Source organism: Rhizobium sp. P40RR-XXII (assembly GCF_012641405.1).
In the GTDB taxonomy this organism is placed as follows: Bacteria; Pseudomonadota; Alphaproteobacteria; order Rhizobiales; family Rhizobiaceae; genus Rhizobium.
On record NZ_JABAII010000007.1, the window covers coordinates 300,584 to 326,114 of the forward strand.

At 61.7% G+C, this 25,531-nt stretch carries 22 protein-coding genes; 5 read left to right on the forward strand and 17 right to left on the reverse strand.

The genetic code is table 11. The annotated features are described in order from the left end of the window. Complete coding sequence (locus tag HGP16_RS16200; protein ID WP_168841036.1) at positions 1-441, forward strand: hypothetical protein; 441 nt, start codon at positions 1-3, stop codon at positions 439-441. Between the two features lie 52 nt (positions 442-493). On the opposite strand, the gene visR is transcribed toward HGP16_RS16200, so the two are convergent. The 13 genes from visR to HGP16_RS16265 form a co-directional block, all read right to left on the reverse strand. Beyond that, positions 494-1,240 carry a transcriptional regulator VisR gene (gene visR / locus HGP16_RS16205; RefSeq protein WP_168841037.1) on the reverse strand — a complete coding sequence of 249 codons (747 nt, stop codon included), beginning with the start codon at positions 1,238-1,240 and terminating at the stop codon, positions 494-496. Positions 1,241-1,251: 11 nt separating this feature from the next. Next, a complete protein-coding gene (gene visN / locus HGP16_RS16210) occupies positions 1,252-1,989 on the reverse strand; it encodes a transcriptional regulator VisN (RefSeq protein ID WP_168841038.1) in 738 nt (245 codons plus the stop codon). A gap of 526 nt (positions 1,990-2,515) precedes the next feature. After that, entirely contained in the window at positions 2,516-4,192 is a 1,677-nt protein-coding gene (fliF, locus tag HGP16_RS16215) for a flagellar basal-body MS-ring/collar protein FliF (RefSeq protein ID WP_168841039.1), read from the reverse strand. A gap of 165 nt (positions 4,193-4,357) precedes the next feature. Continuing rightward, complete coding sequence (locus HGP16_RS16220) at positions 4,358-4,747, reverse strand: hypothetical protein (protein WP_168841040.1); 390 nt, start codon at positions 4,745-4,747, stop codon at positions 4,358-4,360. 16 nt (positions 4,748-4,763) lie between these two features. After that, positions 4,764-5,318, reverse strand: coding sequence for a chemoreceptor glutamine deamidase CheD (gene cheD / locus HGP16_RS16225; RefSeq protein ID WP_168841041.1), 555 nt, complete (start codon positions 5,316-5,318; stop codon positions 4,764-4,766). Beyond that, positions 5,315-5,704 carry a response regulator gene (locus HGP16_RS16230; protein ID WP_004128537.1) on the reverse strand — a complete coding sequence of 130 codons (390 nt, stop codon included), beginning with the start codon at positions 5,702-5,704 and terminating at the stop codon, positions 5,315-5,317. Before HGP16_RS16230 ends, cheD begins: the two co-directional genes overlap by 4 nt. Further along, positions 5,704-6,747 (reverse strand): protein-glutamate O-methylesterase CheB, encoded by a 1,044-nt coding sequence (gene cheB, locus HGP16_RS16235; protein WP_168841042.1) that lies wholly within the window; start codon positions 6,745-6,747, stop codon positions 5,704-5,706. Before cheB ends, HGP16_RS16230 begins: the two co-directional genes overlap by 1 nt. Continuing rightward, the gene (cheR, locus tag HGP16_RS16240; protein ID WP_168841043.1) at positions 6,744-7,652 is read right to left on the reverse strand and encodes a protein-glutamate O-methyltransferase CheR; all 909 of its coding nucleotides are present in this window, start codon (positions 7,650-7,652) and stop codon (positions 6,744-6,746) included. Before cheR ends, cheB begins: the two co-directional genes overlap by 4 nt. Continuing rightward, complete coding sequence (locus HGP16_RS16245) at positions 7,649-8,116, reverse strand: chemotaxis protein CheW (RefSeq protein ID WP_168841044.1); 468 nt, start codon at positions 8,114-8,116, stop codon at positions 7,649-7,651. Before HGP16_RS16245 ends, cheR begins: the two co-directional genes overlap by 4 nt. A 4-nt stretch (positions 8,117-8,120) precedes the next feature. Beyond that, complete coding sequence (locus HGP16_RS16250) at positions 8,121-10,406, reverse strand: chemotaxis protein CheA (RefSeq protein ID WP_168841045.1); 2,286 nt, start codon at positions 10,404-10,406, stop codon at positions 8,121-8,123. Between the two features lie 16 nt (positions 10,407-10,422). Next, positions 10,423-10,788: a chemotaxis response regulator CheY1 gene (cheY1, locus tag HGP16_RS16255; protein WP_034488652.1), complete on the reverse strand. Its 366-nt coding sequence runs from the start codon at positions 10,786-10,788 to the stop codon at positions 10,423-10,425. Then, positions 10,785-11,081: an STAS domain-containing protein gene (locus tag HGP16_RS16260; RefSeq protein ID WP_168841046.1), complete on the reverse strand. Its 297-nt coding sequence runs from the start codon at positions 11,079-11,081 to the stop codon at positions 10,785-10,787. Before HGP16_RS16260 ends, cheY1 begins: the two co-directional genes overlap by 4 nt. Positions 11,082-11,143: 62 nt before the next feature. Next, positions 11,144-12,790 carry a globin-coupled sensor protein gene (locus HGP16_RS16265; RefSeq protein WP_168841047.1) on the reverse strand — a complete coding sequence of 549 codons (1,647 nt, stop codon included), beginning with the start codon at positions 12,788-12,790 and terminating at the stop codon, positions 11,144-11,146. Between the two features lie 718 nt (positions 12,791-13,508). Between HGP16_RS16265 and HGP16_RS16270 the strand changes: the two genes are divergently transcribed. The 3 genes from HGP16_RS16270 to secD all read left to right on the forward strand — a co-directional run bounded on the left by HGP16_RS16270 (position 13,509) and on the right by secD (position 18,340). After that, positions 13,509-15,038 carry a glycosyltransferase family 39 protein gene (locus HGP16_RS16270; RefSeq protein WP_168841048.1) on the forward strand — a complete coding sequence of 510 codons (1,530 nt, stop codon included), beginning with the start codon at positions 13,509-13,511 and terminating at the stop codon, positions 15,036-15,038. Positions 15,039-15,275: 237 nt separating this feature from the next. Then, positions 15,276-15,692 carry a hypothetical protein gene (locus tag HGP16_RS16275; protein ID WP_168841049.1) on the forward strand — a complete coding sequence of 139 codons (417 nt, stop codon included), beginning with the start codon at positions 15,276-15,278 and terminating at the stop codon, positions 15,690-15,692. Positions 15,693-15,784: 92 nt separating this feature from the next. Next, positions 15,785-18,340: a protein translocase subunit SecD gene (secD, locus tag HGP16_RS16280; RefSeq protein WP_168841050.1), complete on the forward strand. Its 2,556-nt coding sequence runs from the start codon at positions 15,785-15,787 to the stop codon at positions 18,338-18,340. Positions 18,341-18,437: 97 nt separating this feature from the next. Here the strand turns inward: secD and HGP16_RS16285 are convergent, their stop codons facing one another. Then, positions 18,438-19,313: an SMP-30/gluconolactonase/LRE family protein gene (locus HGP16_RS16285; RefSeq protein WP_168841051.1), complete on the reverse strand. Its 876-nt coding sequence runs from the start codon at positions 19,311-19,313 to the stop codon at positions 18,438-18,440. A gap of 267 nt (positions 19,314-19,580) precedes the next feature. Between HGP16_RS16285 and HGP16_RS16290 the strand changes: the two genes are divergently transcribed. Beyond that, positions 19,581-21,650, forward strand: a complete 2,070-nt coding sequence (locus HGP16_RS16290; RefSeq protein WP_168841052.1) for an ATP-dependent helicase — start codon at positions 19,581-19,583, stop codon at positions 21,648-21,650. A 92-nt stretch (positions 21,651-21,742) separates the two neighbouring features. Here HGP16_RS16290 and mmsB read toward each other — a convergent pair whose 3' ends face one another. The 3 genes from mmsB to HGP16_RS16305 all read right to left on the reverse strand — a co-directional run bounded on the left by mmsB (position 21,743) and on the right by HGP16_RS16305 (position 25,401). Then, positions 21,743-22,624 carry a 3-hydroxyisobutyrate dehydrogenase gene (gene mmsB / locus HGP16_RS16295; protein WP_168841053.1) on the reverse strand — a complete coding sequence of 294 codons (882 nt, stop codon included), beginning with the start codon at positions 22,622-22,624 and terminating at the stop codon, positions 21,743-21,745. Positions 22,625-22,707: 83 nt separating this feature from the next. Beyond that, positions 22,708-23,766 carry an enoyl-CoA hydratase/isomerase family protein gene (locus HGP16_RS16300; protein ID WP_168841054.1) on the reverse strand — a complete coding sequence of 353 codons (1,059 nt, stop codon included), beginning with the start codon at positions 23,764-23,766 and terminating at the stop codon, positions 22,708-22,710. Positions 23,767-23,805: 39 nt separating this feature from the next. Continuing rightward, a complete protein-coding gene (locus HGP16_RS16305; protein ID WP_168841055.1) occupies positions 23,806-25,401 on the reverse strand; it encodes a GMC family oxidoreductase in 1,596 nt (531 codons plus the stop codon). Positions 25,402-25,531 lie beyond the last annotated feature (130 nt).

A 25,531-nucleotide genomic window follows, 5' to 3' on the forward strand; every position in this document is an offset into this window, starting at 1 on the left:
ATGAAAAAATGCCCCTACTCTGCCCAACGTGAACAAATACTAGCCGAAGCCATCAGCCCCGTCGCCAGCGAGCTGCGCCTCCTTGATGCAGCCGACCTGATCTCGCTGCTGCGCTTCGAACGATACGGCAATCTTGGTGACCTCGTGGCCTCGGCCGCCGAGCTCTATTTTCTTCCAGGCATTGTCAATTTCGGTCTTGGCGGCGACTACAAGCTCGATTGGGGCGGTCCGGCGGAGGTCACGCTCGACCTGGAAATCAAGCCGCAGGGCGTCACCATCTATGCCAAGCTGGCGCTGACGGAGCACCTTGCCGGCATCGAGATCAATCACATCGCCTTCGATAGGGCATCGTCCGACCCGGATGAAAACACGGCGCTGCTCGCACACAGCCTGAGAGAAGCGCGCTACGTCGTCCGCGGCGAAGCGGCGCACGCAATCTGAAAAGATTCATCATTTCGAATTTGCAAAGGCGATTTGCCGAGGCGCTGCAACGTCAGCTTATGTAGCCGAAGCGGATCGCCTTTGCGATTGCCTGGATACGGTTGACGCTGTCGAGCTTGATCGTCGCCGATCCGAGATAGGCATTGACGGTGTGGACCGACAATCCCAGCTTTTCGGCGATTTCGTCGCTGATGCGCCCGTCACCGGCAAGCTGCAGGCAGGCAATCTCACGCTCGCTCAACGCTTCGGCGGCCTGTGAGCGGCGCTCATCCAGCGACAGGAGCTCCATCATGATCTGGCAGCTGCGGCCATGCAGCTCGACGATCATGTCACTCGCAAGATCCATGAACTTGGCCGTGAAGACGATATAGCCGTTGCCGACCGCGCCCAGCCGCACCGGAAAAGCCACGCCGGCAAAGGGCAGAAGATGCGGCTTCAGCCGCTGCGTGAAAACGGCAAAGTCCGGTGTCTCGGCCGTGCTGTCGCTATCGCGCCCATTCCACATGAGCGGCAGCAGCGATTTGTCGATATGCTCGATCATCGCCTCGCCGTAGGCTTCCAGGAAGGATTTACCGACGACGGAATTGGCCGAGCCCCAGTTGTCGAGCTCGCAGACCAGCCGCTGCTTGTGCGGCAGGCCGGAGCCATGAAGGCGATAGACGGCGAAATGCTGCGCATCGATCAGCTTCTGCATCGACACCAGCTTCGGAAAGAGATCGGAGCGGCCAGAAATCCTGCCGGAACGGGTAAGCCGCGATTCGCCGGGCCTGTCCGTTGTCCTGTCTGGCTGATAGCGCATCCGGTAAGCCCTTAAACGAGATTGTTTCGCACCGCGAAGGCGATGGCCTCCGAGCGGGTCTTGGTGGCGGTCTTGCGCATGACGCTGGTGATGTAATTGTTGATGGTATTACGCGAGATCCCGAGAATCATGGCGATCTCGTCGCTCGTCTTGCCCTCGGCAATCCAAAACAGGCATTCCAGCTCGCGATCGGTCAGATCGAAATCGCGCTCCAGCTTGCCTCCGGCGCACCGGGTGGAGCTCGCGAGATAGCTAGACAGAAGACCGACATCGCGCAACCGCTCCGATGACGGCGTTACCGATTCACGCACCAGCAGCAGCAAAGAGAAGCGTGTACGCCCGACATTGAAGCTCAGGGCGTGATATTGGCGGCCGATGCCGTCAGGCAGGGTGACGTCGTCCGGCAAGAGCGCCGCGCTCGGCTGAAACACCGACATGCATTTTTCGAGCTCGCCGATGCGGCCATAACCGCTGGTCAGTTCCGCCGCCAGGCGCCTGACGAGATCAAAGGGCCAATCGGAGGAAATGACGAAGTCGAGACCACTTTCCTGGATAAGATCGGAGCGCACGAGGAGGTAGTAGGAGGCGCCGGCGTAGCTGGTCAGCGCATGCAGGCCGGCTTGCAGATAGGCCGGGCCTGCAACGGCATTCAGCTGCAGAATGAGCTGCTCGCGTGACATGGCTCCGGCATGCACGACTGATCGCGCATCCCTATCGCTTCTGCTCACCTGCGATATCTGCATGTCCATACTTGCATTTCCTGCCGCTGTTGGGCGATCGGCCGTCAACGAGAGCATTGTTTCGCCGGAACCCGGCACATCGCCCTGGAAAATCGACAGGGATTTTCCATGAGGCATCAAAACCGGATCTTCTCTACCGCGACACGAACACAACCCGGCGGAAACGGGCGGATGAGCGTACCCATCCCTGAATTCCACGTCGGCAATCGAGCCCGCATATACCGCCGCGGGCACGATCTACGAACCATGAACCGATTTTTCCGCGCTCCGGAATCTGCAAACGCTTTAAACATGCGAAACGCGGAAAACGAGGGCCAATTGGCTCCGGATACAGGGCCGTTACCCAATAAGCATACTATTTGTAAGTCGATTCTTTCTACCCAGCAACTGGATATCCGGGGAATTCCATCTTACGAGCACGTCAATTTACTTGGCAGCGGCTAATTGATCACAGTTGAAATGGCAGATATCGGCAAGATCAACGCGCCGGCGTTCTCGCAACGAAAAAGGACCGGGATATCTCCCGGTCCTTTGTTCATGCCGCCTGGTCGACAGCCCATTTTCTGAGGATCTTTGCGGCGCGCTCTTCGCTGATTTCCACCATCCGAGACAGGCGACGCTCCGGCCCTTCCTTGACGCGACGGTTGAAGGTGCCGCCATCGTCGCCCATCGTCAGCAGATCGTCGGTGCTGTCGAAGCCGAAGTCCGAACCGAAGCCGTCCATCAGCGCCGCGCCGGGACCGCCGGCGGCGGGCGCGAAGTCCGGCAGCTCCAGCCCGGCCGCCTCCGGCAGTGCCGTGCTGCTTGCGGAGCCGCCGAGCGAGCGGATCAGCGGACGGAAGCCCATCCAGACGATCAGGAAGGCGACGGCGACGAAGGCCAGCGAGTTGATGATGCCGGCCATATTACGGCTCAGCGTGTCCGTGATGCTGAAGCTGGAAGACGTATCCTCAAGCAGCTGGTTGTCGACGAAGTCCATCGCATTGACGGTGACCATGTCGCCGCGCGTCGTATCGACGCCAGCGGCCGTCGCGACGATCTTCTGCATCTCGGCGGTATAGGCATCGATCTTGGCCTGATCCGCGCCTTCGCCGACCATCTGCGCGATGCGGCCCTTGTTGACCACCACCGCGACGGACAGCTTTTCGATCTTGTAGCTGTTGCGCGTCGTGGCTGTCGTCTTGCTGTTGATTTCGTAATTGGTCTGCTCTTCGCGCTTGTCCGACTGGTCGTTCGACGTCGGCGTGTTGCCGCCGGACTGCGGGGCCGCCTGCGGAATATTCTGTTCCACGGTTGCGGCGCTGTCGGGCTGGCTCTGCTGCGATTTCTGCGCTTCCTTCACCGTACGGACGGAGCGTTCGACCTTCGAGTCCGGATCGTAGGTGGTTTCCTGCACCTGCTGACTGTCGGTGTTGAGCTGCGCCGTGACGCTCGAGCGGAAGTTATCCGCGCCGAGGAACGGCGCGAGCGCCTTGTTGATGTTGGATTCGACTTCGCTCTGTACATTCTGCACGATGCCGAGATTGCGGTTCAGAGCGCCATTGCTCGGGTCATCGCCCGATGCGAGCAGCTGGCCCGTCGAGTCGAGGATCGTGACGTCATCGACCTCCAGGCCCGGAACAGCGGAGGCGACAAGGTGGCGGATAGCCGACGCGGATTTGCGGGCTGCTTCCGCGCTGGCGCGGATCATGACGGACGCCGTCGGCTTCTGATCCGCCTTCCGGAAATTGCCGACGTCCTGCATGACGATATGGACGCGCGCGGCACTGATGCCGGCGATCGAGGTAATGGTGCGGCCGATTTCACCTTCAAGTGCGCGCACGCGGGTGACTTCCTGCATAAAGGAAGTCAGGCCGAGCGAACCGACATTGTCGAACAATTCATAGCCGGCATTGCCGCTATTGGGGAGGCCGCGCTCGGCAAGCAGTGCGCGAGCCTTGCCGGTCATGCCGGCTGGAACGGTCAGGCTGGTGCCGTCGGAGCCGACCTGGAAATTGATCTTTGCCTCTGCGAGAGCGATGCTGATCTGATTGAGATCGGTCGCATCCAGGCCGACATAAAGCGTCTCTTGGGAGGGCTTATTGACGTAAAGGGCGGCAAAAAGGATCAGCAGCATGGAGACGGCGCCGACACCCCCCAGGATCATCAGCCGCGTTCTCCCGAGATTCTGAATATTCCGAAACAGGGGAACTAATTGATTTAACAGATTCATTCTGTTCTCGCACGATTCGTCAAAGACCTGATGGCTTTGTACCCTGCGGAGAAAATAGAAATCGAAACTTGTGCGAACGTTTCGTCCGGCTGAAAAACGGGAAAAAGTCGGGAGGAAATGATGAAGATTATATAAGAAAAACAGTATTTATAACCGGCAACCAGATCAGAAGAAATCAAAGTCGCCGGCGGCCTTCGCCATGGGCTGAGAATGCGCATGGAAACCACCGCCGCCAAGCGCCTTTTGCATCTCCGTCAGCTTGACCAGGCTCAATGCCGTTGCCAGATCGACCGTCCAGCCCTCGGGCATGGTCCCGGCGATGGTGTCGATGAATTCGGCGATGCCGCGGGTCTTCTGCACGGCAAGGTCGATGCCCTGAACAACCTTCATCGCCTCCGGCGAGGCCATTATATCGGTGCCGCTGAGATCGAGCAGCTGCGGCTCGATCCGCTCGATCAGATAGGCGACGTCATGCAATTCGGAAACGACCCGCAGGAGGATGGCGGGAAGCGTCTCCTCGATGGCGGCCGTTTCAATACGCTGGAAGGGGGTCATGCGGTAGCCTCGCTGATCAGAAAAATTCGATCGTATTGTCGACCGGCTTGGGAGCCACGACCGGACGCTGTTCCAGCGCAACGGTCTTCTGCGTCTCCGCGCCGGTCAGCGGGTATTGCCTGGCCCTTCCGGAGATCGGCCAATATTCGATTTTGCGTCCATGCTCGCCGCCCGTGCTGGAGCTGACGACCGGTATGCCTTCGTCTTTCAGAAACTGCATGGCGAAGACAGCATTCTGCTCGCCGACATTGGAGAAGGTCGCGATCGTCTTGGCACCGCCGAAGACTTTTGCTTCCAGCCGGTCGCGCCGCGCCCCCTTTTTCAAGAGGCCGTTGATCAGAAGTTCCATCAGGTGCACGCCGTAACGCGTCGCGTCGCCACCGCTCATCGGCGAAGTGGCCATTCCCGGGAGGAGGAAATGGTTCATCCCGCCGACGCCGGCGATGGGATCGCGCAGGCACGCCGCTACGCAAGAGCCGAGAATGGTCGTCAGTACCACTTCTGGATCGCTGATGACCTTGTACTCGCCCTGAATAATATGCACGCGACGGGCAGCACCCTCGACGATCATTTCAACGCTCCGAAGACAGCCTCGATGGCAGCTTTCATCTTCTCGATGGTGAAGGGCTTGGCGAGCACGTTGTTGGCCCCGAGCTGCGCCGCCTTCTGGACCAGTGCGCGGTCGCCCTGCGCCGTCAGGATGATGAAGGCCGCCTTCTTCGTCGTCGGATTGGTCCGGACTGCCTGCAGCAGACCGAGCCCGTCCATTTTCGGCATGTTGAAATCGGAGATGACCAGATGATGGGGCTGCTGCTCCATGATCTTCATCCCCTGCTCACCGTCGCCGGCGGCGGTGATCTGCTTGAAACCGAGCTGCGTCAGAGCATCGCTCAGCAACAGGCGGCTGGTAACCTGATCGTCGACGATCAGAACTTTGATTTTCTCCGCTAGAGACATTATTCGCTCCCTTCCTTTCGGGCGGCTGTTATCTTCAAAATTTCCTCGCCAATGACGTTCAGCGGAAACTGTTGTTCGACGGCGCCAAGCTCATGGGCGACCCTCGGCATGCCGTAGACCACGCAGGTCTTTTCGTTCTGGCCGATGGTGCGCGCACCGGCGTGGCGCATCTTGAGGAGACCGGCGGCGCCATCGCGGCCCATACCGGTCAGGATTACGCCGACGGCATTGCGGCCTGCCAGCTCGGCAACCGAATCAAAGAGCACGTCGACCGAGGGGCGATGGCCGTTGACGGGCCCGCCGTCTACCAGACGGCAATGGGGTGCTGCGGCATTGGCGACCCGCAAATGCCTTTCGCCGCCCGGCGCCAGATAGATCTTGCCGATCTCCAGCCGCGCGCCGTCGGTCGCCTCCTGGACAACAGGCGCGCAGAGGCGGTTCAGCCGTTCAGCGAAACTGCGAGTGAAGGTCGGCGGCATATGCTGCGTGATGACGGTCGGCGGGCAATTGGCCGGGAATTTCTGCAGCACATTGATCAGTGCCTCGACACCACCGGTGGAGGAACCGATGGCGACGATCTTGCGTCCCACGCGGAAATCTGAAACGGCGGGCGGCGGCACGCGCTGCGCGGCCGGCTTGACATATTGCCGCTGAGAGCGGGCTGCCGCCTTTACCTTGTCCGCCAGGTCGCCGAAGGGGTGCGGCTCGCCCGGCGCCGGCTTTCCGACGCAGTCGAACGCGCCGATCTCGAGGGCTGCGAGCGTCGCGTCGGCGCCGCGATGCGTCATCGTGGATACCATGATGACGGGCATGGGCCTGAGCGTCATGATCTTTTCGAGGAATTCGAGGCCGTTCATGTTCGGCATCTCGATGTCGAGCGTGACGACATCCGGATTAAGGGCCTTGATGGCGGCGCGCGCTTCGAGCGCGTCGCCGGCCTGGCCAACGACGTCGACTTCCGGGTCGGAGCGCAATACGGCCGTGATCAGGCCGCGCATGGTCGGGGAGTCGTCGACCACGAGAACACGGGCAGCTGCGTTCATGGTTTCCTCCCCGCGCTCTTGCCGAGATAGCGATAGGTGGTGATGCCGATATTGTCGAAGACGTGCTTCGCCTCGCCGGAGACCCGTTCGGAGTGGCCGATATAAAGGTGGCCGCTGTCATGCAGCTGGCCGGCAAAGCGCGTCCAGATCTTCGTCTGCGTCGGCTCGTCGAAATAGATGACGACGTTGCGGCAGAAGATGACGTCGAACATGCCCTTGAAGGGCCATTGCGCCAGCAGGTTCAGCTCGTTGAAGGTGATCAGCCGCTTGACACGGTCGTCGATCTGGAATTTGCGCCTGCCCTGGACATTGACCTCCTGGAACCATTGCTTGCGCATGGCGGGCGAGACCGTTTCGAGCGCCGTCTCATCATAGGCGCCCGCGCGGGCCAGGCCGAGGATCTTGGGATCGATGTCCGTCGCCAGAATCTTGAAATCGAATTCCGCGGCATTCGGCATCAAGGCGAGTACGGTCAGCGCAATCGAATAGGGCTCCTGCCCGTCGGAACAGGCGGCCGACCAGATGCGTACCCGGCCACCGGCCTTGGCGCGCGCCAGGAGACCCGGCAGAACCTCGTCGCGCAGATGATCGAAATGATGGTTTTCGCGGAAGAAGCGCGTGAAATTGGTCGTCAGATGCGAGAGCATCTCACGACGCGCCGCACTTCCCGCCGGCGAGGAAACCAGCTGGCAGTAGTCGCGGAAACCGGCAAGACCCAGCGCGCGAATATGCTTCGACAGCCTGGAATAGACGAGCGACGCCTTGCTCTCATTGAGCGAAATGCCCGCATCCGCATAGATCATGGCGGCGATTTCCATGAGGTCGCGCCGCGTCAGCGGATATTCGCCGCTCGCCAGCACCTCGTCCGGAGACGCCTTGAAATCCATAGCTCCCATCACGCTCATGCTGCTTCGCTTTCGCTTTCAGGGAACAGGGCTTCCAGCTCGATCAGGCAGATCATGCGGCGGTCGATCGCCACGATGCCGCGCGCAAACTGCCGCTCTTGATCGAAGGAGACTTCCGGCGTCGGCTGGATGCTGTCGTCGGTGATGGTCAGGATGTCCGACACCGCATCGACGAGAAGGCCGACCGCCTTCCGCTTGACCTGGGCCACGATGATGACATGCCGCGCCGTCGGCTCCGCGCGCTTCATGCCGAGCCGGGAGGAGAGATCGATGATCGGCAAGACCGCGCCGCGCAGATTGATGACACCCAGCATATAGCCAGGCGCATGCGGCATGGCCGTTGCGGGCGTCCAGCCGCGAATTTCGCGAACCGACATGATGTTGACACAGAATTCCTGGTCGCCGATGCGGAAGGCGATCAGCTCGCGGATGCCCTGTGTCAGGTTCTTGACGGCATAGGACATGAACTCACCCCACCGCTGCGTAAGACATTTCAGGCTTCAGCGACTGGCCGCGCGAAGCACCGACCACGGCATCGACGTCAAGGATCAGCGCCACGCGGCCATCGCCGAGAATGGTCGCGGCCGCAATGCCCGGCACATGCGTGTAGTTGGCCTCGAGGCTCTTGATGACCACCTGACGCTGGCCCTGGATGGCATCGACCATGAGGGCGCGCTGACCGCCGCCTTCCGATTCCACCAGCAGCGCGACACCTTCGACGGGATTGGCCTGCGTGGCGCGGAAGTTCAGGATACGGCCGACATCGACCAGCGGGCAAAAGCTGTTGCGGATCGAAATCAGGCGATGGTTCGCGCCGAAGGAATGGATGGCGGAAGCCTCCGGCTGCAGCGTCTCGACGATCGCGGTCAGCGGCACGACAAGCGTCTGGCCGGCAACCGTCACCACCATGCCGTCAAGGACGGCGAGCGTCAGCGGCAGGCTCATGGTGAAAACCGAGCCCTGCCCCGGCCTGGAGCTGATGTTGATACGGCCGCCGAGCGCCTGGATCGAGCGCTTGACCACATCCATACCGACGCCCCGGCCGGAAATGTCGGAGATCTTGTCGGCGGTCGAGAAGCCCGGCAGGAAGATCAGATTGTCGATTTCCTCATCCGACAGATTAGCATCGGCCGGGATCAGATCGTTGTCGATGGCCTTCTGACGCACCTTCTCGCGATTGATACCGGCGCCGTCGTCGGCAAGTTCGATCAGGATGCGGCCGGAGCGGTGCTTTGCAGTCAGGCGAACCGTGCCTTCCGGATTCTTGCCGAGCGTCGCGCGCTTTTCCGGCGTTTCGATGCCGTGGTCGACGGCATTGCGGATCATATGCGTCAACGGTTCGGCCAGCTTGTCGATAACAGTCTTGTCGACTTCGGTGTTTTCGCCCTCGGTGATCAGGCGGATCGACTTGCCGGTCATGTCGGCGATTTCGCGGACGATGCGCGACATGCGCTGGAAGACCGGCTTCACAGGCTGGGCGCGGATCGCCATGACGCTGTCCTGGATCTCGCGGGTGAGCTGCTGCAGCTCTTCGAGACCCATGTTGATCGAGGATGCACCGTTGTTGTCGTTCTCGATGACGCTCTGCGACAGCATCGCCTGGTTGATGACGAGCTCGCCGACAAGGTTGATCAGGCGATCGACGCGGTCGAGGTCGACGCGGATGGTCTGGCCGACGCCCGCTGCGGCGGCGCTGTTCTGCGCGGCGGCCGCGTTGGCGGCAGCGGCGGCGGCAAGGGCAGCCTCCTTCTTCTCGACGCGAGCGGCAACTGAGGCAAGCTGCGTGACGTTGCTGGCGGTTTCAGCTGCGGCAACGGCAGCGGCGGCATCATTCTTCGGAGACGCCGCCTGCTCCACGCCTTCGGCGGCCGGTGCCGCGCCGTCATCATCGAGGGCGGAGAGATCGAAGGGTACAGGCACCATCGGCAATTCGTCGCCGCTCGAGGAGCCGGCGCTTTCGGCCTGCCTGATATCGAGATCGCAGTCCCATTCGGCAAATTCGAAGACGGTGCGAATGGCGTCTTCGCCCTTGTCCGTCTTGATCGAGATCGTCCATTTGAAATAGGCGCTTTCGGGATCGAGATCAGGAAGACCCGGCAACATATCCATGTCGCAAAAGATGTTCATCTCGCCCAGCCGCGCGAGGTCTCGCAGCAGCAGCGTTGCGTCGTTGCCCTTGGCATAGAGATCCGAGCGCGGCCTGAAGTCGACTTCATACTCCGGCACGCCGTCGCCGGCCGGCTCGTTGCCGCCGAAATCGTCATCGAAGCTGAAGGGGATCGGCTGGAAACCGCTATCATCAGTCGGAGCCGGTATGGCGGACTTGGGAGCGGCCTCGACGACGACTGCCGCGGCCGACGACGCGGGCAATTCGCCATGGGCCAACGCCTCCAGTTCCTTGACCAGGCCGCGGCTGCGGGCCTGATCGACACTGCCGCCATCGCGGGCGGCATTGGTAAGATCCGCCAGAACGTCGGCGGCCTTGAGCATGACCTTCAGGACATCCTGGGTCGGCTCCAGCTTGTTGGATCGAACGCAATCAAGCGTGGTCTCGAAGACGTGGGCGAATGCGACCAGGTCGTCCAGACCGAAGGCACCTGCCCCACCCTTGATGGAATGAACGGCGCGGAACACGGCATTGACGGTTTCCGGATCACGGTCGCCGTCATTCATTTTCAGGAGACCGGATTCCAGTTCGGCGAGCTGCTCTTCGCACTCCTGGAAGAAAATCTCTTTGATTTCGTTCATATCCATGAGGGGTGGATCCTGTTTAGGCGGTTACGCGCTCGATGGCATCGATCAGCTTGGCGGGGTCGAACGGCTTGACGATCCAGCCGGTCGCACCGGCCTGGCGGGCACGGTTCTTCTTCTCCGCATCGCTTTCGGTCGTCAGCACGAGGATCGGAACGGCACGGTATTTGTCGTTGCGGCGCACGCCCTCGATGAAGCCGAAGCCATCGAGGCGCGGCATGTTGATGTCCGTGACGATGACGTCAGGATTGGCCTCTTCCAGAATTTCCAGGCCCTCGACGCCATCTTCGGCCTGAATGGTCTCGAAACCCGCATTGTTGAGGGTCACGAGAAGCATGTTTCGGATGGTTCGTGAATCATCCACCGTCAGTACTTTTTTCTTCATTGCCGGATCTCCTTGGCAAGCAGATGGGAGATATCCACCCCGATCACCTGCATTGTTTTTTGAAATGCGTCCGACACCTTGGAGAAGGTGAAGGGGAGCTTGTCCTCATCCCACGTCTTGGCGGCGGCCATGATGACCTGAACGCACAAGGCTCCGATCCTCTCGACGCCGGACGCATCGATCGCGACATTGCTGCCGCGCATCCCCATCAGCGTGCCGCGAAGGGCTGAGGCCTCGTTGAGGTCCAGCACCGCGGCCAGACTGATTGTCTTTTCGCCTTTCTTGCTCGGCATCGCTTCATTCCTCGTTGTCTGAAATCAGGCCGCTCGGCCCGCATGTGCATGAAACTGAAAGATCAATAGGCATTGCGATCACCTCCCGATGCGGCCCTGCGAAGCGGGAAGCCGAAATCCGCCATCTCATCTTCGTCCCGCCCGTTGCTGGGCTCGTCGCGGGTGGGGAGCTGTCGTTGCTGAGAGGCTCTCGCCGGCGCCGAAAATGCCGCATGGCGCCGCTCGCGCTCGATGCGGAACTCGCGAATGGTCCGGCCGAGCTCGACGACGACGCTATGCAGATGATCGGCGCCTTCCTCGGAGCGGCTTGCCTCGCTTCCGGCAACCGCCGCGCGCTCGCCGTAGCCGCCGATGTCGGTCGTGAGTGCGTTGAGGCCGGCGACCTGCTCGTCGCTCGCCGCGGCAATCCCCGAGATCGCCTGGTTGATATCGGTCACCTGACGGACGATGCCGCCGATCGCATCCTGGGTGCGGCCGACCATCTGCACGCCGGCATCCACCTGCGCCTTGGTACCCGTGACCAGAACCTTGATCTCGCGCGCGGCATCGGCGGAACGCTGGGCGAGTGCGCGAACTTCCTGCGCGACGACGGCAAAGCCGCGGCCGCTGTCGCCGGCGCGAGCCGCCTCGATGCCGGCATTCAAGGCGAGAAGATTGGTCTGGAACGCGATTTCATCGATGACACCGATGATCTGGCCGATCTTTTCGGCTGATGTCTCGATATCGGCCATGGCCGATATCGCCTGGCCGACGATGCGGCCGCTGTCTTCCGCGGCCACGCGGGTCGATGCCGTGACGCGCTCGGCCGAGCGCGTATTGGCCGCATTGCCGCGCACCTGCTCGGCAAGCTCCGCGAGCTGTCGCGCCGAGACCGCGAGCGCACGCGATTGTTCGGACGATGTTTCCGCCAGGGATTTTGAGGCACGGGAAATGGCGTCGCTTGCCGCTTCCGCCGCCTGCACGCCAGCGGACAGAGCCGAAAACTGCTGCTGGATGTCCGCCAGCGCCGCATTCAAGGCCTCGGCGACCTCGGTATAGGCTTCCGGACAATCACTCGTCATCCGGGTTGTAAGGTCGCGATCGGCAAGGCCGTTGGCGAGCTCAGCGATGAATGCCGCCGCCTCGCCGCGATCGGCGGCCCGCTGTTCGGCCAGCGCCCGCTGATGGCCGACCCGCAATTCGTTGAAGCGCAGCGATACCGCGATCTCGACATCGACCATCACGAGGCGCACGACTGATGTGACGAGCTCGCTGAGCTCGCGGGCGCGGCGCTTGGCTCCGGGGAGGATGGCACGGCCCCCCATGTCGTCGAGAAGGCCGGTAAGCAAATGCTCGAGCATCACCCCATGGCCCGCGACGTGCCAGCGGGGGTCGAGACCCATCTTGCTTTCGCTGTCGGAAAGAACCTTGACGCGCTCGGCATAAAGACTGTCGAAACGGGCGTCCGTCAGCACATCCCAGTGTGAGGACTGCAGATCCTGAAGGCGTTCGAGCTGGTTTTCGCTGGAAAAATTGCGCGCGGCGTCCGGATAGGCCTGGAACCGATGGAAAAGATCACGCAGGCCGGCTTTCAGATGTGTCTCGAGCATCGGCCGGTTGCGGCGCAAGCTGTCGCATTGCCCGGCATCGAGACCAGCAAAACGCAAGCGGTCGCGAAGGCTGCCAGCCTGCGCCCTGCCTGCCTGATCTGATGGCGAATCCTGCGCCAATACCGTCCCCGCCGAACTGCCGCGCGCCCAAGCGCCGGCGAAACCGCTGATGATCCGCGCCAGGCGCAATGAGGAGGCGAGGAAAGGCTGTCATCGCCTTCGATCGATCGATCGCGGCGCTGAAGCTCGCTCGTTCATCAAAGTCTGCTGCGGACCTGTTTGATGAAGTGGATACCGGATCAGACCCGGTACGACGGGGCGGCTTCATGCCTGGTGAGAACGAGTCACAATTTTCCCATTCCGACGTTCAACTTCAATGTTTATGGTTAATTCCTTGCCCGAAGGTTAATGACGGAAGAAGGCGTGCTCTGCAGTACTTCGCCCTAAATTAGGCATTACTTTCAGATATATATTTTCGACCGGTAGAAACGCGGATCGCAAGTCACGAGCAAGCTTCATATCTTACTGCTCAGGGGATAGACAGCTTCGATGTCGATACGGAGAGAGCAATGATTGTTCTTGGTTTGACCGCCTCGCTGATGGCCGGCCTGACGCTCGCGGCGTTCATGCTTCTGTGCCGCATCGAGGAGACGCGCGGGAAAGCCGCTTCACGCGTCCTTTAGGCGCGCTGCAACACATCTCGGATTTCAAAATCGGATGCATGGCGCTTCGCGGCCATGCCGACCAGCATCGCTGTCTTCTGGATGACCAGGAGCTAGCTTTGGTCTCAATAGTTCCGTATTAAGCCTCACGATCAGGCACCGAGACCCATCCATTAATGCTCGACACGACCCATTCTCGAACGACTGCCCAGAAACTTTCTCTGCGCGTGGCCCTCGCAATCATCTTCGGAATAACGCTCTGGCGTATCCTCATGTTGCTGGTCAACAGGACGGACCTCTTTGTCGACGAGGCGCAATATTGGTTCTGGGGCCAGAACCTCGATTTCGGCTACTACTCCAAGCCGCCGATGATCGCCTGGGTCATCCGCTTCTTCAACGCGATTTCCGGGTCGGACTCAACATTCTGGATCCGCATTTCGGCGCCGCTCTTCCATCTCGCCACCGCCCTGATGCTCATGTGCACCACGCGGCGGCTGATCGAGGGCGAGGAGGGACGCGAGATTGCGCCGTGGGTCGGCGTCATCTTCACCACCCTTCCGGCCGCTTCACTTTCGGCCGTGCTGGTCTCGACCGACACGATCCAGATCCTGTTCGTGACGATCGCGATCTGGACCTTTCTCGGCCTGACCAGGCGGTCTTCGGCGCTTGAGGCTTTCATCCTCGGCGCCAGCCTTGGCATCGCCTTCCTGACAAAATATTCGGTGCTCTTCCTTTTGCCGGGGGTCGGCATCGCCATGCTGACAATGCGCTCGGCGCGCATCGCCTGGCGGGACGTCGCCATTGCCGCCATCGTCGGCGCCATCGTCGTTTCGCCCAATCTCTGGTGGAATTTCGCCCATGATGCGGCGACCATAAAGCACACCGAGAATATTGCCCAATGGAGCAAGGATGGTGGCAACAGCGGCCTTTTGAAGCATATGCTCAGCGGGCTCGGCTTCTTCGGCGCGCAATTCGGCGTGGTCGGTCCGGTCGTCTTCTATGCCCTGCTGTGGGCGACCTGGCGGCTGATCCGCGGACAGAGCGACGACCGGGAAAAGCTGCTGTTCTGGCTGTCGGTACCCGTCGTGGCTCTCATCACGCTGCAGGCCTTGTTCGCCAAGGCCTACGCCAACTGGGCCGTCTGCGCCTATGCCGCCGGCACCATACTCGCCGTCTGGATACTCTATCGCCTGACGAAGAAGGGATTGAGCACCTCGCTGATCATCGGCGCCGTCGTCGCCTTCGTGATCCCGGTGATGACGGTCTTTGCCTATGACATCAAGCTGCCGAACGGCGATCTCGTCATGAAGCGCTATGTCGGCCGCACCATCATCAGCCAGGAAATCGCCGACATAGCGACGGACGCGAAGACACCAGTTATCGTGGCCGAGGATCGCGATACCCTCGCCGATCTTTTCTATACGCTGAAGGGCAAGCCTTTCCGGATCTATGCTCGCAATTTCGGCGGCTTTCCCAACAACTATTACGAGCAGAACTTCTCCATGCCGGGCGACGTGACCGGGCGGGTGCTGTATATCGACAACGGCCCGTTCGAATGCCCGGAAAGCCAGGTAGACCTCATCAAGAGTTGGTCGCCGCCCTATGGCGAGATGAAAGGCAAAACGCTTCATGCCTATCGCGTTCAGGCATCCTGCCTGGCACCCAAACCGTCAGCCGCCGCCGGAACGGGAGCGACGGAAAATTAAGAAACCGAGCCGGGACTGTTGACCCATTCGCGCAAGTGCATCATGACATGCCGCACTATAGCGCCGCGCGTCACATGTGACGCGCAAAGGTCGCTAAAGCACTTTTGATCTGCTGCATAATTCCTTAAATCGATATCGATTTAAGGAATTATGCAGTGGGAAGACGCGAGGCGTCCTGATATCATGACCGCACCGTCGGCGTTCGCGCCGGCAAAGGAACAAAGGCATTTCTGACTGTTGAGCCCGCTCGAATTCGGCATTGCCGACAGCGAAGATAGAGACGACAGGACGCACCGCGCCGGAGCGCGCGTGATCGCCTCGCTGTTCGTCGCGTTTTTCGCCTATGTCGGATTGGCGCTCGGTGGCGGCAATCTGGCCGCGCGAGCCGATGCGGATGCTCTTTCTTCCGGCAAGGACAGCCAGCCGCTCTACCTTTCCCTGCGGGATCCGGTGCGCGGCATCGTCGTTGCCGACCGCCTGGCAGCGCCGAAAGCTACCTGGCACGATATTGGACCGGCGATACTCGCCTCCCTTCCCTCTCTCGGCTATCCGGCCATGCCCTGGCAGCCAGGCCATCCAGGCGATGCTGCCCGGCTCGAATCCCTGGCATTTAGCGCCTATTTCGCACGCGGCCCTCCGAGCGATTTCGCGTAAGCGATCGGCGCCGACGCGCCGCATCTCCGACATGACCTTAAGTCCGCCAGCGGTCGACCGCCGGCATCAGCGTATTTTCAAGGATAATACCCATGCGCACCTCACCATGGCTCGTGGCACTTTATACAGTCGTCATCCTGCTTGGCCTTCTTATCGCCCTCCCGAATGCGCTGCCGCCGGCGGTTCTCAGCAAAATCCCGTCCTGGCTGCCGCATAGCCAGGTATCCCTCGGCCTCGACCTTCGCGGCGGCTCCTATCTCGTGCTCGAAGTCGACGAGAAGGATCTGACGAATGGCCGGCTGCAGTCGCTGCAGCAGGACGCACGCCGCGTGCTGCGCGACAAGAACATCCAGGTCCGTTCGGTCGTGCGCAACGGCGACCAGATTGTCGTGACGCTCAACGATGCCTCGCAGAGCGGTGACGCGGTGACGCAGTTGCAGACGCTGGCCAATACGATCACCTCGGGCCTCTCGGCCGGCCAGTCCGATCTCAACATCAAGCCAAACGGCGCAACGATCGCCATGTCCTTCTCGCCGGCAGGCATCTCCGCCAACGTCGATTCCGCCGTTCAGCAGAGCCTTGAAGTCATCCGCAAGCGCGTCGACCAGGTGGGCGTTGCCGAGCCGACCATTCAGCGCGTCGGTCCAAACCGCGTTCTCGTCCAGCTTCCCGGTGCACAGGATCCGTCGCACCTGCGCGAGCTCCTCGGCTCGACCGCGAAGATGTCCTTCCACCTGCTTGCCGACAATGTCGACCCGAACAATCCCGGCCCCGGCGTCACCATTCTCAAGGACGACAAGGGCAACAGCTATCCGGTTCTCGACCGCATCGAGCTCTCCGGTGACCGTTTGACGGATGCCCGCGTCAGCTTCGATCCGAACACGCATGAGCCGCTCGTCACCTTCCGCTTCGATAGCGCCGGGGCCAACCGCTTTGCAGAAATCACCCGCGAAAATGTCGGCAAGCCCTTTGCTATTGTCCTCGACAACAAGGTTCTAAGCGCGCCGAACATCCGCGAGCCGATCACCGGCGGTTCGGGCCAGATCTCCGGCAACTTCACCGCAGACAGTGCCACCACGCTCGCAGCCCTGCTGCGCGCCGGCGCCCTTCCGGCGAAGCTCACCGTCATCGAAGAGCGCACGGTCGGCGCCGACCTTGGCAGCGACGCGATCCAAAAGGGCATCTATAGCGGCCTGATCGGCTTCGTCCTGGTTGCCGCCTTCATCTTCGTGCTCTACGGCGCCTGGGGAATTCTCGCGAATGTTGCGCTGCTCATCCACACGATCCTGACCTTCTCGGCCCTGACGCTGGTCGGCGCCACGCTGACGCTGCCCGGCATCGCCGGCGTCGTCCTCGGTATCGGCCTTGCGGTTGATGCCAACGTTCTCATCAACGAGCGCATCCGCGAAGAAACCCGCAAGGGCCGTGGCGCCTTCGCCGCCATCGATAACGGCTTCAAGAAGGCTTATTCGACGATTATCGACGGCAACATGACGGCCCTGATCGCCGCCGCCATCCTGTTCTACTTCGGCTCCGGCCCTGTTCGCGGCTTTGCCGTGACCATGGGTCTCGGCCTCATTATCTCGATGTTCACCTCCGTCGCCTTCGTGCGCGTCGTGATGATCGCCATCACCCGTCGCCGCAAGCTGAAGGTGCTCAACATCAGGCCGCTGATCCCCTTCAGCCCCTATGACAAGCACATCCAGTTCATGAAGGCCCGCTTCTTTGGCGTCACCGTCTCGGCGATCCTGTCGATCGCCTCGGTGGTACTGTTCGTCCATCCGGGCCTCAACTACGGCGTCGATTTCCGCGGCGGCATCCAGATGTCGGTCAAGACCAAGGACGCAGCCGATCTGTCTACGTTCCGCGAGGGCTTGAACACGCTCGGCCTCGGCGAAATCGCACTGCAGTCCTTCGGCGACAACAGCAGCCTCCTTGTCCGCGCCCAGCGCCAGGACGGCGGCGAAGAGGCGCAGACAGCCGCGGTGACCAAGCTCAAGGCGGAAATCGTCAAGATCGATCCAAGCGCGACGATCGAAGGCACCGATGTCATCGGTCCGAAGGTCTCGGGCGAGCTTGCCTGGGCCGGCATCCTGTCGGTCGTGATCGCAAGCCTGGCGATGCTGTTCTACATCTGGTATCGCTTCGAATGGCCGTTCGCGGTCGGCGCCATCGTCACGCTGGTACTCGACGTCACCAAGGCGATCGGCTTCTTCGCGATCACCGGCCTCGATTTCAACCTGACAGCCATCGCCGCGATCCTGACGCTTGTGGGATATTCGGTGAACGACAAGGTCGTGGTCTATGACCGCATGCGTGAAAACATGCGGCTCTACAAGTCGATGCCGCTGCGCGACATCATCGACAAGTCGATCAACGAAACCCTGGCGCGAAGCCTCTATACCAACGCCACCGCCTTCCTGGCGCTGGTGCCGATGGCGATCTGGGGCGGCAGCGCCGTCTCCAGCTTCGCAATCCCGATGGTGTTCGGCATACTTGTCGCTGGCGCCTCGTCGGTCTTCATCGCGGCGCCGATCTTGCTATTCCTCGGCGATTGGCGCCGCCGCCATGCCAAGGTGGTCGCCAACGACGCCAAGCCGGATGATAAGTCCGGCAAGGACAACAAGCAGATCCCCGCAGCTGAATAAACAGTCAATATATGAGAATAGGACATGCCCGGGGCGCCGGGCATGTCCGTCAGCCCGATGAAAGCATGCCGAGTGCCGCCCGAAGATCGCAGACGCTTCAGGAAATAAACGGCATATGCAACGGCAGGCCCGGACGGGGCGCCGTTATCTTCTCTATGACACCTTTTTCCTGTTCGCTGACCAGCAGGTGCTTGCCATCGACAGTGAAGGCGATGCCGCCCGGTCGCGGGCCATTGGTGCGGATATGGCCGGCCATCGTCCCCTCGGTATCGATCAGACAAATTTCGCCAAGGCCGGACATGGCACAATAGAGCGTGCCGCTGCGATCGAAGGCCAGGCCCGATGGCCCGCGCAGCACGTTTACCGCGGGCGATGTCATCGATTCCGCGAACATCTCCTGGCGCCCGCCGACGATCTGCCGATGGATTTTTCCAGTCAACATCTCACTGTAATAAAGCAGCCCGTCAGGTCCGAAGGCGACGCCGCTGGCAAGCAGCAGGCCGGCGGCCAGGACGCGAATCACCCGGCCTTCGGCGGGATCGATCTGATAGACGCAGCCATTATAGGCGGCCTTGAAAAAATCAGGATGGATGTGCCCTCTTTCCAGCAGATCGGCCAGGCGGATGCCGGAATCGGTCATGTAAAGCAGGCCGTCAGGCCCGAAAGCAAGCGAGTTCGGATGGAGAAACGGGCCGTCGGCACTCCCCTCTACCAGCTGACGAACCCGCCCCTGCGGCGAGAGCTTGATGAGCGAATTCTCCGGGCCGCCGGCCACCCAGAAACAGCCATCCCCATCGATCGCAATTCCGGTCGGGCTGCCGCCGATCCGACACAGCTCCTCGTAGGCGCCGCTCGCGTCGAAAAGCTTCAGATAACGGCGACTTGGGTCCGTCTCGACAAGTGCAATGCGCCCATCCGGCAGAGCCACCAGTCCGCCAGGCAGGCGCAACCCAGTGGCGATCGTCTCGTTCATCTTCGGGAACCTTCACTCAACGCACTGCGAAAACCCATACTCAAGAATACCGCACTACAATAATACATAAGAACGAAGAAAGTCCTTTTCGAGCCACATCGGCCAAATCCGAATGAAATTCTTGCGCAAAACTTCGCATCGACGAGGGAATTTCCCCAAACTTGACAGGTTCGGTCGATTCGGAACATCCATAGAACGCTCAGATATTTTCACGCCTGCGATTCGTCGCGGATCGTGCCCGGCTTCCTCGTCCATCCAGGAGAATTGATGACTGCCGCCTATCTGGAAAAATTGAACCCGGAGCAGCGGCTGGCGGTGGAACACGGCACGACCGCGGGTAATGGCCACGTCGCCGGACCGCTGCTCGTCATCGCCGGGGCCGGCTCCGGCAAGACGAATACGCTTGCCCATCGCGTGGCGCATCTGATCGTCAAGGGCGCCGATCCGCGCCGGACCCTGCTGATGACATTCTCGCGCCGCGCCGCCGCCGAGATGGGCCGCCGTGTCGAGCGGATCTGTCGCGAGGTGCTGGGCGCGAATGCCGGCATCACCGCCGATGCGCTTGCCTGGACCGGCACGTTCCATGGCATCGGCGCGCGCCTGCTGCGTGACTATGCCGAGCAGATCGGCATCGATCCGGCCTTTACGATCCACGACCGGGAAGACAGCGCCGACCTGATGAACCTTGCGCGCCACGACCTTGGTTTTTCCAAGACGGAGAACCGCTTCCCGACCAAGGCAACGTGTCTTGCCATCTATTCGCGCTCCGTCAACGCGGAAGCGTCGCTCGACGGCGTGCTGCGCGACTTCTTCCCCTGGTGCGCCATGTGGGAACAGCAGCTGCGCGATCTCTTCGCCTGTTATGTCGAAGCGAAGCAGGTGCAGAACGTGCTCGATTACGACGACCTGCTGCTCTATTGGGCGCACATGCTGCAGGAGCCGCTGATCGCCGAGGATATCGGCAGCCGTTTCGATCATGTGCTGGTTGATGAATATCAGGACACCAACCGGCTGCAGTCCTCCATCCTGCTCGCCCTGAAGCCGGATGGCCGCGGATTGACCGTCGTCGGCGACGACGCGCAGTCGATCTACTCCTTCCGTGCCGCGACCGTGCGCAACATTCTCGACTTCCCCAAGGCTTTCACGCCATCGGCCGATATCGTGACGCTCGACCGCAACTATCGCTCGACGCAGCCGATCCTTGCCGCCGCCAATGCCGTGATCGATCTCGCCTCGGAGCGCTTCACCAAGAACCTGCGCACCGAGCGGCAGAGCACGGAGCGCCCGCGGCTGGTGACGGTGCGCGACGAGGCCGATCAGGCGCGCTACATCGCCGACCAAGTGCTGGAAAATCGCGAGGGCGGCGCAAGGCTGAAGCAGCAGGCCGTGCTCTTCCGCACCTCGAGCCATAGCGGCCCGCTGGAGGTGGAGCTCACCCGGCGCAACATTCCCTTCGTCAAGTTCGGCGGCCTGAAATTTCTCGACAGCGCCCATGTCAAGGACATGCTGGCGGCTTTGCGCTTCGCGCAAAACCCGCGCGACCGCGTGGCGGGCTTCCGCCTGATGCAGCTTCTGCCCGGCGTCGGCCCATCGACGGCACAGCGCGTGCTCGACCAGATCGGCGAAGAGGCGAGCCCGATCACGGCACTCACGGAGCTACCGCCACCTCCACGCACCGGGGACGATTGGACCGCTTTCGTCGAGACGATGCGGGAGGTCAAAAGCGGCAAGGCCGGATGGCCGGCGGAAATCAGCCTGGTCCGCCAATGGTACGAGCCGCATCTGGAACGCGCGCATGAAGATGCCGCGACGCGCCAGGCGGATCTTGTCCAGCTCGAACAGATTGCCGCGGGCTACGGCTCGCGCGAGCGCTTCCTTACCGAATTGACGCTCGATCCGCCTGACGCCACCAGTGATCAGGCCGGCGTGCCGCTGCTCGACGAGGACTATCTGATCCTCTCGACCATCCATTCCGCCAAGGGACAGGAATGGACAAAGGTTTTCATCCTCAACGCCGTCGACGGCTGCATTCCCGCCGATCTCGCCGTCGGCTCATCCGCCGAAATCGAGGAGGAACGACGGCTGCTCTATGTCGCGATGACGCGGGCTAAGGACAATCTCGATCTCGTCATTCCGCAGCGCTTCTTCGTGCATGGCCAGCATGCGCAGGGGGACAAACATGTCTTCGCTTCGCGCACGCGCTTCATCCCGGCGACGTTGCTGCAGTTTTTCGAGGTCTGCGGCTGGCCGCAGGCGCGCGCCGAAAGCCCCGCCGCCATTCGGGCGCGGCAGGTAAGGGTCGATGTTGGGGCGCGCATGCGTGGCATGTGGCGGTAAGTGGTAGCGATTGAGATCGGCAGGTCAGGCATGTTCGTCGATCTCGCCTCTTAATGCCTGGCCCCTCACCCCGGCCAGCTATCCACCAATCCTTAATTCGCCTCGCGAAACATCTCGATGATCGCCGAAAAATCGCGGCCGCCGTTGCCGAGCTTTTCAAAGAGCGCGTAGAGCTGCGCCGCTTCCGCGCCCAGAGGTGTCGATGCACCGCTCGATAGAGCCGCTTCCTGAGACAGGCGCAGGTCCTTAAGCATCAAGGCTGCCGCAAAGCCGGGCTTGTAGTCGTTGTTGGCAGGCGAGGTCGGCACCGGGCCGGGCACGGGGCAATAGGTATTGATCGACCAGCACTGGCCCGACGACGTCGAGGCGACATCGAACAACGCTTGATGCGAAAGGCCGAGTTTCTCGCCGAGCACGAAGGCTTCGCAGACGCCGATCATGGAAATGCCGAGGATCATGTTGTTGCAGATCTTCGCGGCCTGGCCGGCTCCGGCATCGCCGCAATGGACGATCTTCTTGCCCATCACCTCGAGCAACGGCTTGGCGGCGGCGAAGCTCTCTCTGGAGCCGCCGGCCATGAAAGTCAGCGTGCCGGCGGCCGCTCCGCCCGTGCCGCCGGAGACCGGCGCATCGAGCGAAAGGCAGCCAACTTCGCCGGCCATCGCATGTGCCTTGCGGGCGCTGTCGACGTCGATGGTGGAGCTGTCGATCAGCAGGATTCCCTTCGGCACGGACCGCAGCACGTCGGTCCAGACGGTGAGGACATGCTGGCCCTTCGGCAGCATGGTGACGACCACTTCGGCATCGGCCAAGGCCTCCGTCAGCACGTTGGCGGCCTTCACACCCGACGCTTCCGCTGCCTTCAGCACATCATGCGAGAGGTCGAACCCGGTGACGGCATGGCCGGCCTTGACGAGATTGGCGGCCATCGGGCCTCCCATATTGCCGAGGCCGATGAATGCGATCCGTGTCATGATGTTTTCCTCCCATGATCCGTTGAAGCAATTCCAGAAAGGGTGCCGAGCGGTTCGGAAATTCCGCGATGAGCCGAACCATCCTAGTTTTCGAAAAGCGGCGGTTCAGCTGCGACGAAGAAGCGGTCGATATCGGCAACGGTCACCTCCGAAAGGCTGGCCGGCGACCATTTCGGATTGCGATCCTTGTCGATGACCGCGGCGCGCACGCCTTCATAGAAATCGTGATTATACAATATGCCCATGCAGGCGCCGAGTTCGCGATTGAGGCATTCGGCGAGATCGGCACTTGCCCTCCCTGCCCGCAGCAGCCGCAAGGTCAGCTTCAGGCTCGTCGGCGACCGGCCGGCGATCACGCCGGCGGCTTCAGTGGCGAACTCTCCTTGTTCGCCCGCCAATGTCCGCAGGATCTCTTCGACTGTATCGCCTGCAAAGGCGGGGTCGATCACATCGCGATTTGCCGCAAGCCGGCTCTCGCCGATATCCGTCGCCATTGCCCTGATCGCTACGTGCACCTCTTCCGGAGAGGCCGAGAGGGGAAGTGACGCAACTGCATTGATCAGCGCCGGCAGCGCCGACGACATCACATAGTGATCGGCAAAGCCGGCGTGGATGACATCGGCGGCCCCGATGGCAAGGCCGGTCAGTCCCATCCAGGTGCCGGCTTCGCCCGGCGCGCGCGGCAGCAGCCATGTGGCGCCGACATCCGGGAAGTAGCCGATACCAGTCTCCGGCATGGCAAGGCGTGTGCGCTCGGTGACGACGCGATGGCTGCCATGCGCCGAAAGGCCGACGCCGCCGCCCATGGTGATGCCGTCCATCAGCACGACATAAGGCTTAGAATAGCGCGAAATGGCATGATTGAGCCGGAATTCCTCGCGCCAAAAGGTTTCCGCTCCGCCGGAACCCTCCTTGCCGCTCTGGTGCAGCAGGCGGATATCGCCGCCGGCACAAAAGCCGCGCTCCCCCTCGCCCATGACGATGACGCTTGCGACCAGGGGATCGGCGGCGAAATCTTCCAAAGCCGAAGCGATGACCCGCACCATCGGCAGCGTCAGGCTGTTCAGCGCCTTCGGTCGGTTGAGCCGGATGATCCCAGCCGACCCGCGACGCTCGATGATGACCTCTTCGGTGCTGTCCATGCAAATCTCCTGTCCTCGCCTTGCTCTATCAATAGGCGCTCAGCGGTTATCGGCAAGGATCATCTCGGCTGCCTTTTCGGCGATCATGATGGTTGGCGAGTTGGTGTTGCCCGATGTGATCGACGGCATGACGGAGGCGTCGGCGATGCGCAGCCTTGCCAATGCCCGCAACCGCAGGCGGGGGTCCACAACACTTTGGACGTCGCTCCCCATGCGGCAAGTGCCGACCGGGTGGAAGATCGTCGTGCCGATATCGCCGGCGGCGCGCTCCAGATCAGCATCCGTCTCATAGGCCGGTCCAGGCTTGAATTCCTCCGGCCGGAACCGGGCGAAGGAGGGCTGCGCCACGATCCGCCGTGTCAGGCGAATGGAGCGCACGGCGATCTCCCGGTCTCGTGCAGCGGAGAGATAATTCGGGCTGATGGCCGGCTGCATGGCGAAATCCGGGCTGCGCAGATGCACGGAGCCGCGGCTTTCGGGGCGGAGATTGCAGACGCTGGCGGTGATCGCCGGGAAGGGATGGACGGGATCGCCGAACTTGTCGAGCGAGACCGGCTGAACGTGATATTGCAGATCCGGCGTTTCCTTGTCAGGCCCGGAGCGAGTGAAGATGCCGAGCTGGCTCGGCGCCATCGCCATCGGGCCTGAGCGGCGAACCAGATATTCGAGACCGATCGCCGCCTTGCCGATCAGCTTCGTCGCTTTCTCGTTCAAAGTGGGCACGCCGGTCACCTTGTAGGCGAGGCGAAGCTGCAGATGATCCTGCAGGTTTTCGCCGACGGACCGAACCTCGCGCACGACCTCGATGCCGGCTTTGCTAAGCACATCGCCATGGCCGATGCCCGAGAGCTCGAGAATATGCGGTGAGCCGATCGAGCCGGCCGATAGTACCGTCTCCTTGTTCGCGTAAGCGCATTTGGCCACGCCGTCATGCTGGAATTCGACGCCGGTCACGGCATCACCCTCGACGATCAGGCGGCGGACCTGTGCCTTGGTATAGACGGTGAGATTGCCGCGCTTCATCGCCGGGCGCAGGAAGGCTTTCGTGGTGTTCCAGCGAATGCCGGAGCGCTGGTTGACGTCGAAATAGCCCGAACCTTCATTGTTGCCGCGGTTGAAATCCGGCGTCTCGGGGATGCCGGCTTCCCTGGCTGCGGCCTGGAAGGCATCGAGCACCGCCCAGCGCACGCGCGCTTTCTCGACCCTCCACTCGCCGCCGGCACCATGCATCTCGTCCTTGCCGCGATAGTGATCCTCGGACTTGATGAAATAGGGCAGCACGTCGTCCCAGCCCCAGCCGGCGCAGCCGAGCTGGCGCCAGAGATCGTAGTCGCGGGCCTGGCCGCGCATGTAGATCATGCCGTTGATGGAGGAGCAGCCGCCAAGCACCTTGCCGCGTGGATAGCTGAGCGACCTGCCGTTGAGGCCCGCTTCCGGCGCCGTGGTAAAACACCAGTCGGTGCGGGGATTGTTGATGCAATAGAGATAGCCGACCGGAATGTGGATCCAGTGGTAATTATCGTTGCCGCCGGCTTCCAGGAGCAGCACCCTATTGTTGCGGTCGGCCGAAAGCCGGTTGGCCAGCACGCAGCCGGCACTGCCGGCGCCGATGATGATGTAGTCGAAACGATCCATTCCAAAAACTCTGTCGTCCCCTCTCCCTGCGCGCAAAGAGAGGGTTAGGGTGAGGGGCAGGAAGACCCTGCAAATTCCGTATTCGCTGGAAGTCCGTGCGGCCCCTCATCCGCCCTCCGGGCACCTTCTC

Excerpts from the sequence above, each read along its gene's own strand:
- HGP16_RS16200 (WP_168841036.1), top strand. The coding sequence starts at position 1 with ATGAAAAAATGCCCCTACTCTGCCCAACGTGAACAAATACTAGCCGAA.
- visR (WP_168841037.1), bottom strand. The coding sequence starts at position 1,240 with ATGCGCTATCAGCCAGACAGGACAACGGACAGGCCCGGCGAATCGCGG.
- visN (WP_168841038.1), bottom strand. The coding sequence starts at position 1,989 with ATGGACATGCAGATATCGCAGGTGAGCAGAAGCGATAGGGATGCGCGA.
- fliF (WP_168841039.1), bottom strand. The coding sequence starts at position 4,192 with ATGAATCTGTTAAATCAATTAGTTCCCCTGTTTCGGAATATTCAGAAT.
- HGP16_RS16220 (WP_168841040.1), bottom strand. The coding sequence starts at position 4,747 with ATGACCCCCTTCCAGCGTATTGAAACGGCCGCCATCGAGGAGACGCTT.
- cheD (WP_168841041.1), bottom strand. The coding sequence starts at position 5,318 with ATGATCGTCGAGGGTGCTGCCCGTCGCGTGCATATTATTCAGGGCGAG.
- HGP16_RS16230 (WP_004128537.1), bottom strand. The coding sequence starts at position 5,704 with ATGTCTCTAGCGGAGAAAATCAAAGTTCTGATCGTCGACGATCAGGTT.
- cheB (WP_168841042.1), bottom strand. The coding sequence starts at position 6,747 with ATGAACGCAGCTGCCCGTGTTCTCGTGGTCGACGACTCCCCGACCATG.
- cheR (WP_168841043.1), bottom strand. The coding sequence starts at position 7,652 with ATGAGCGTGATGGGAGCTATGGATTTCAAGGCGTCTCCGGACGAGGTG.
- HGP16_RS16245 (WP_168841044.1), bottom strand. The coding sequence starts at position 8,116 with ATGTCCTATGCCGTCAAGAACCTGACACAGGGCATCCGCGAGCTGATC.
- HGP16_RS16250 (WP_168841045.1), bottom strand. The coding sequence starts at position 10,406 with ATGGATATGAACGAAATCAAAGAGATTTTCTTCCAGGAGTGCGAAGAG.
- cheY1 (WP_034488652.1), bottom strand. The coding sequence starts at position 10,788 with ATGAAGAAAAAAGTACTGACGGTGGATGATTCACGAACCATCCGAAAC.
- HGP16_RS16260 (WP_168841046.1), bottom strand. The coding sequence starts at position 11,081 with ATGCCGAGCAAGAAAGGCGAAAAGACAATCAGTCTGGCCGCGGTGCTG.
- HGP16_RS16270 (WP_168841048.1), top strand. The coding sequence starts at position 13,509 with ATGCTCGACACGACCCATTCTCGAACGACTGCCCAGAAACTTTCTCTG.
- secD (WP_168841050.1), top strand. The coding sequence starts at position 15,785 with ATGCGCACCTCACCATGGCTCGTGGCACTTTATACAGTCGTCATCCTG.
- HGP16_RS16285 (WP_168841051.1), bottom strand. The coding sequence starts at position 19,313 with ATGAACGAGACGATCGCCACTGGGTTGCGCCTGCCTGGCGGACTGGTG.
- HGP16_RS16290 (WP_168841052.1), top strand. The coding sequence starts at position 19,581 with ATGACTGCCGCCTATCTGGAAAAATTGAACCCGGAGCAGCGGCTGGCG.
- mmsB (WP_168841053.1), bottom strand. The coding sequence starts at position 22,624 with ATGACACGGATCGCATTCATCGGCCTCGGCAATATGGGAGGCCCGATG.
- HGP16_RS16300 (WP_168841054.1), bottom strand. The coding sequence starts at position 23,766 with ATGGACAGCACCGAAGAGGTCATCATCGAGCGTCGCGGGTCGGCTGGG.
- HGP16_RS16305 (WP_168841055.1), bottom strand. The coding sequence starts at position 25,401 with ATGGATCGTTTCGACTACATCATCATCGGCGCCGGCAGTGCCGGCTGC.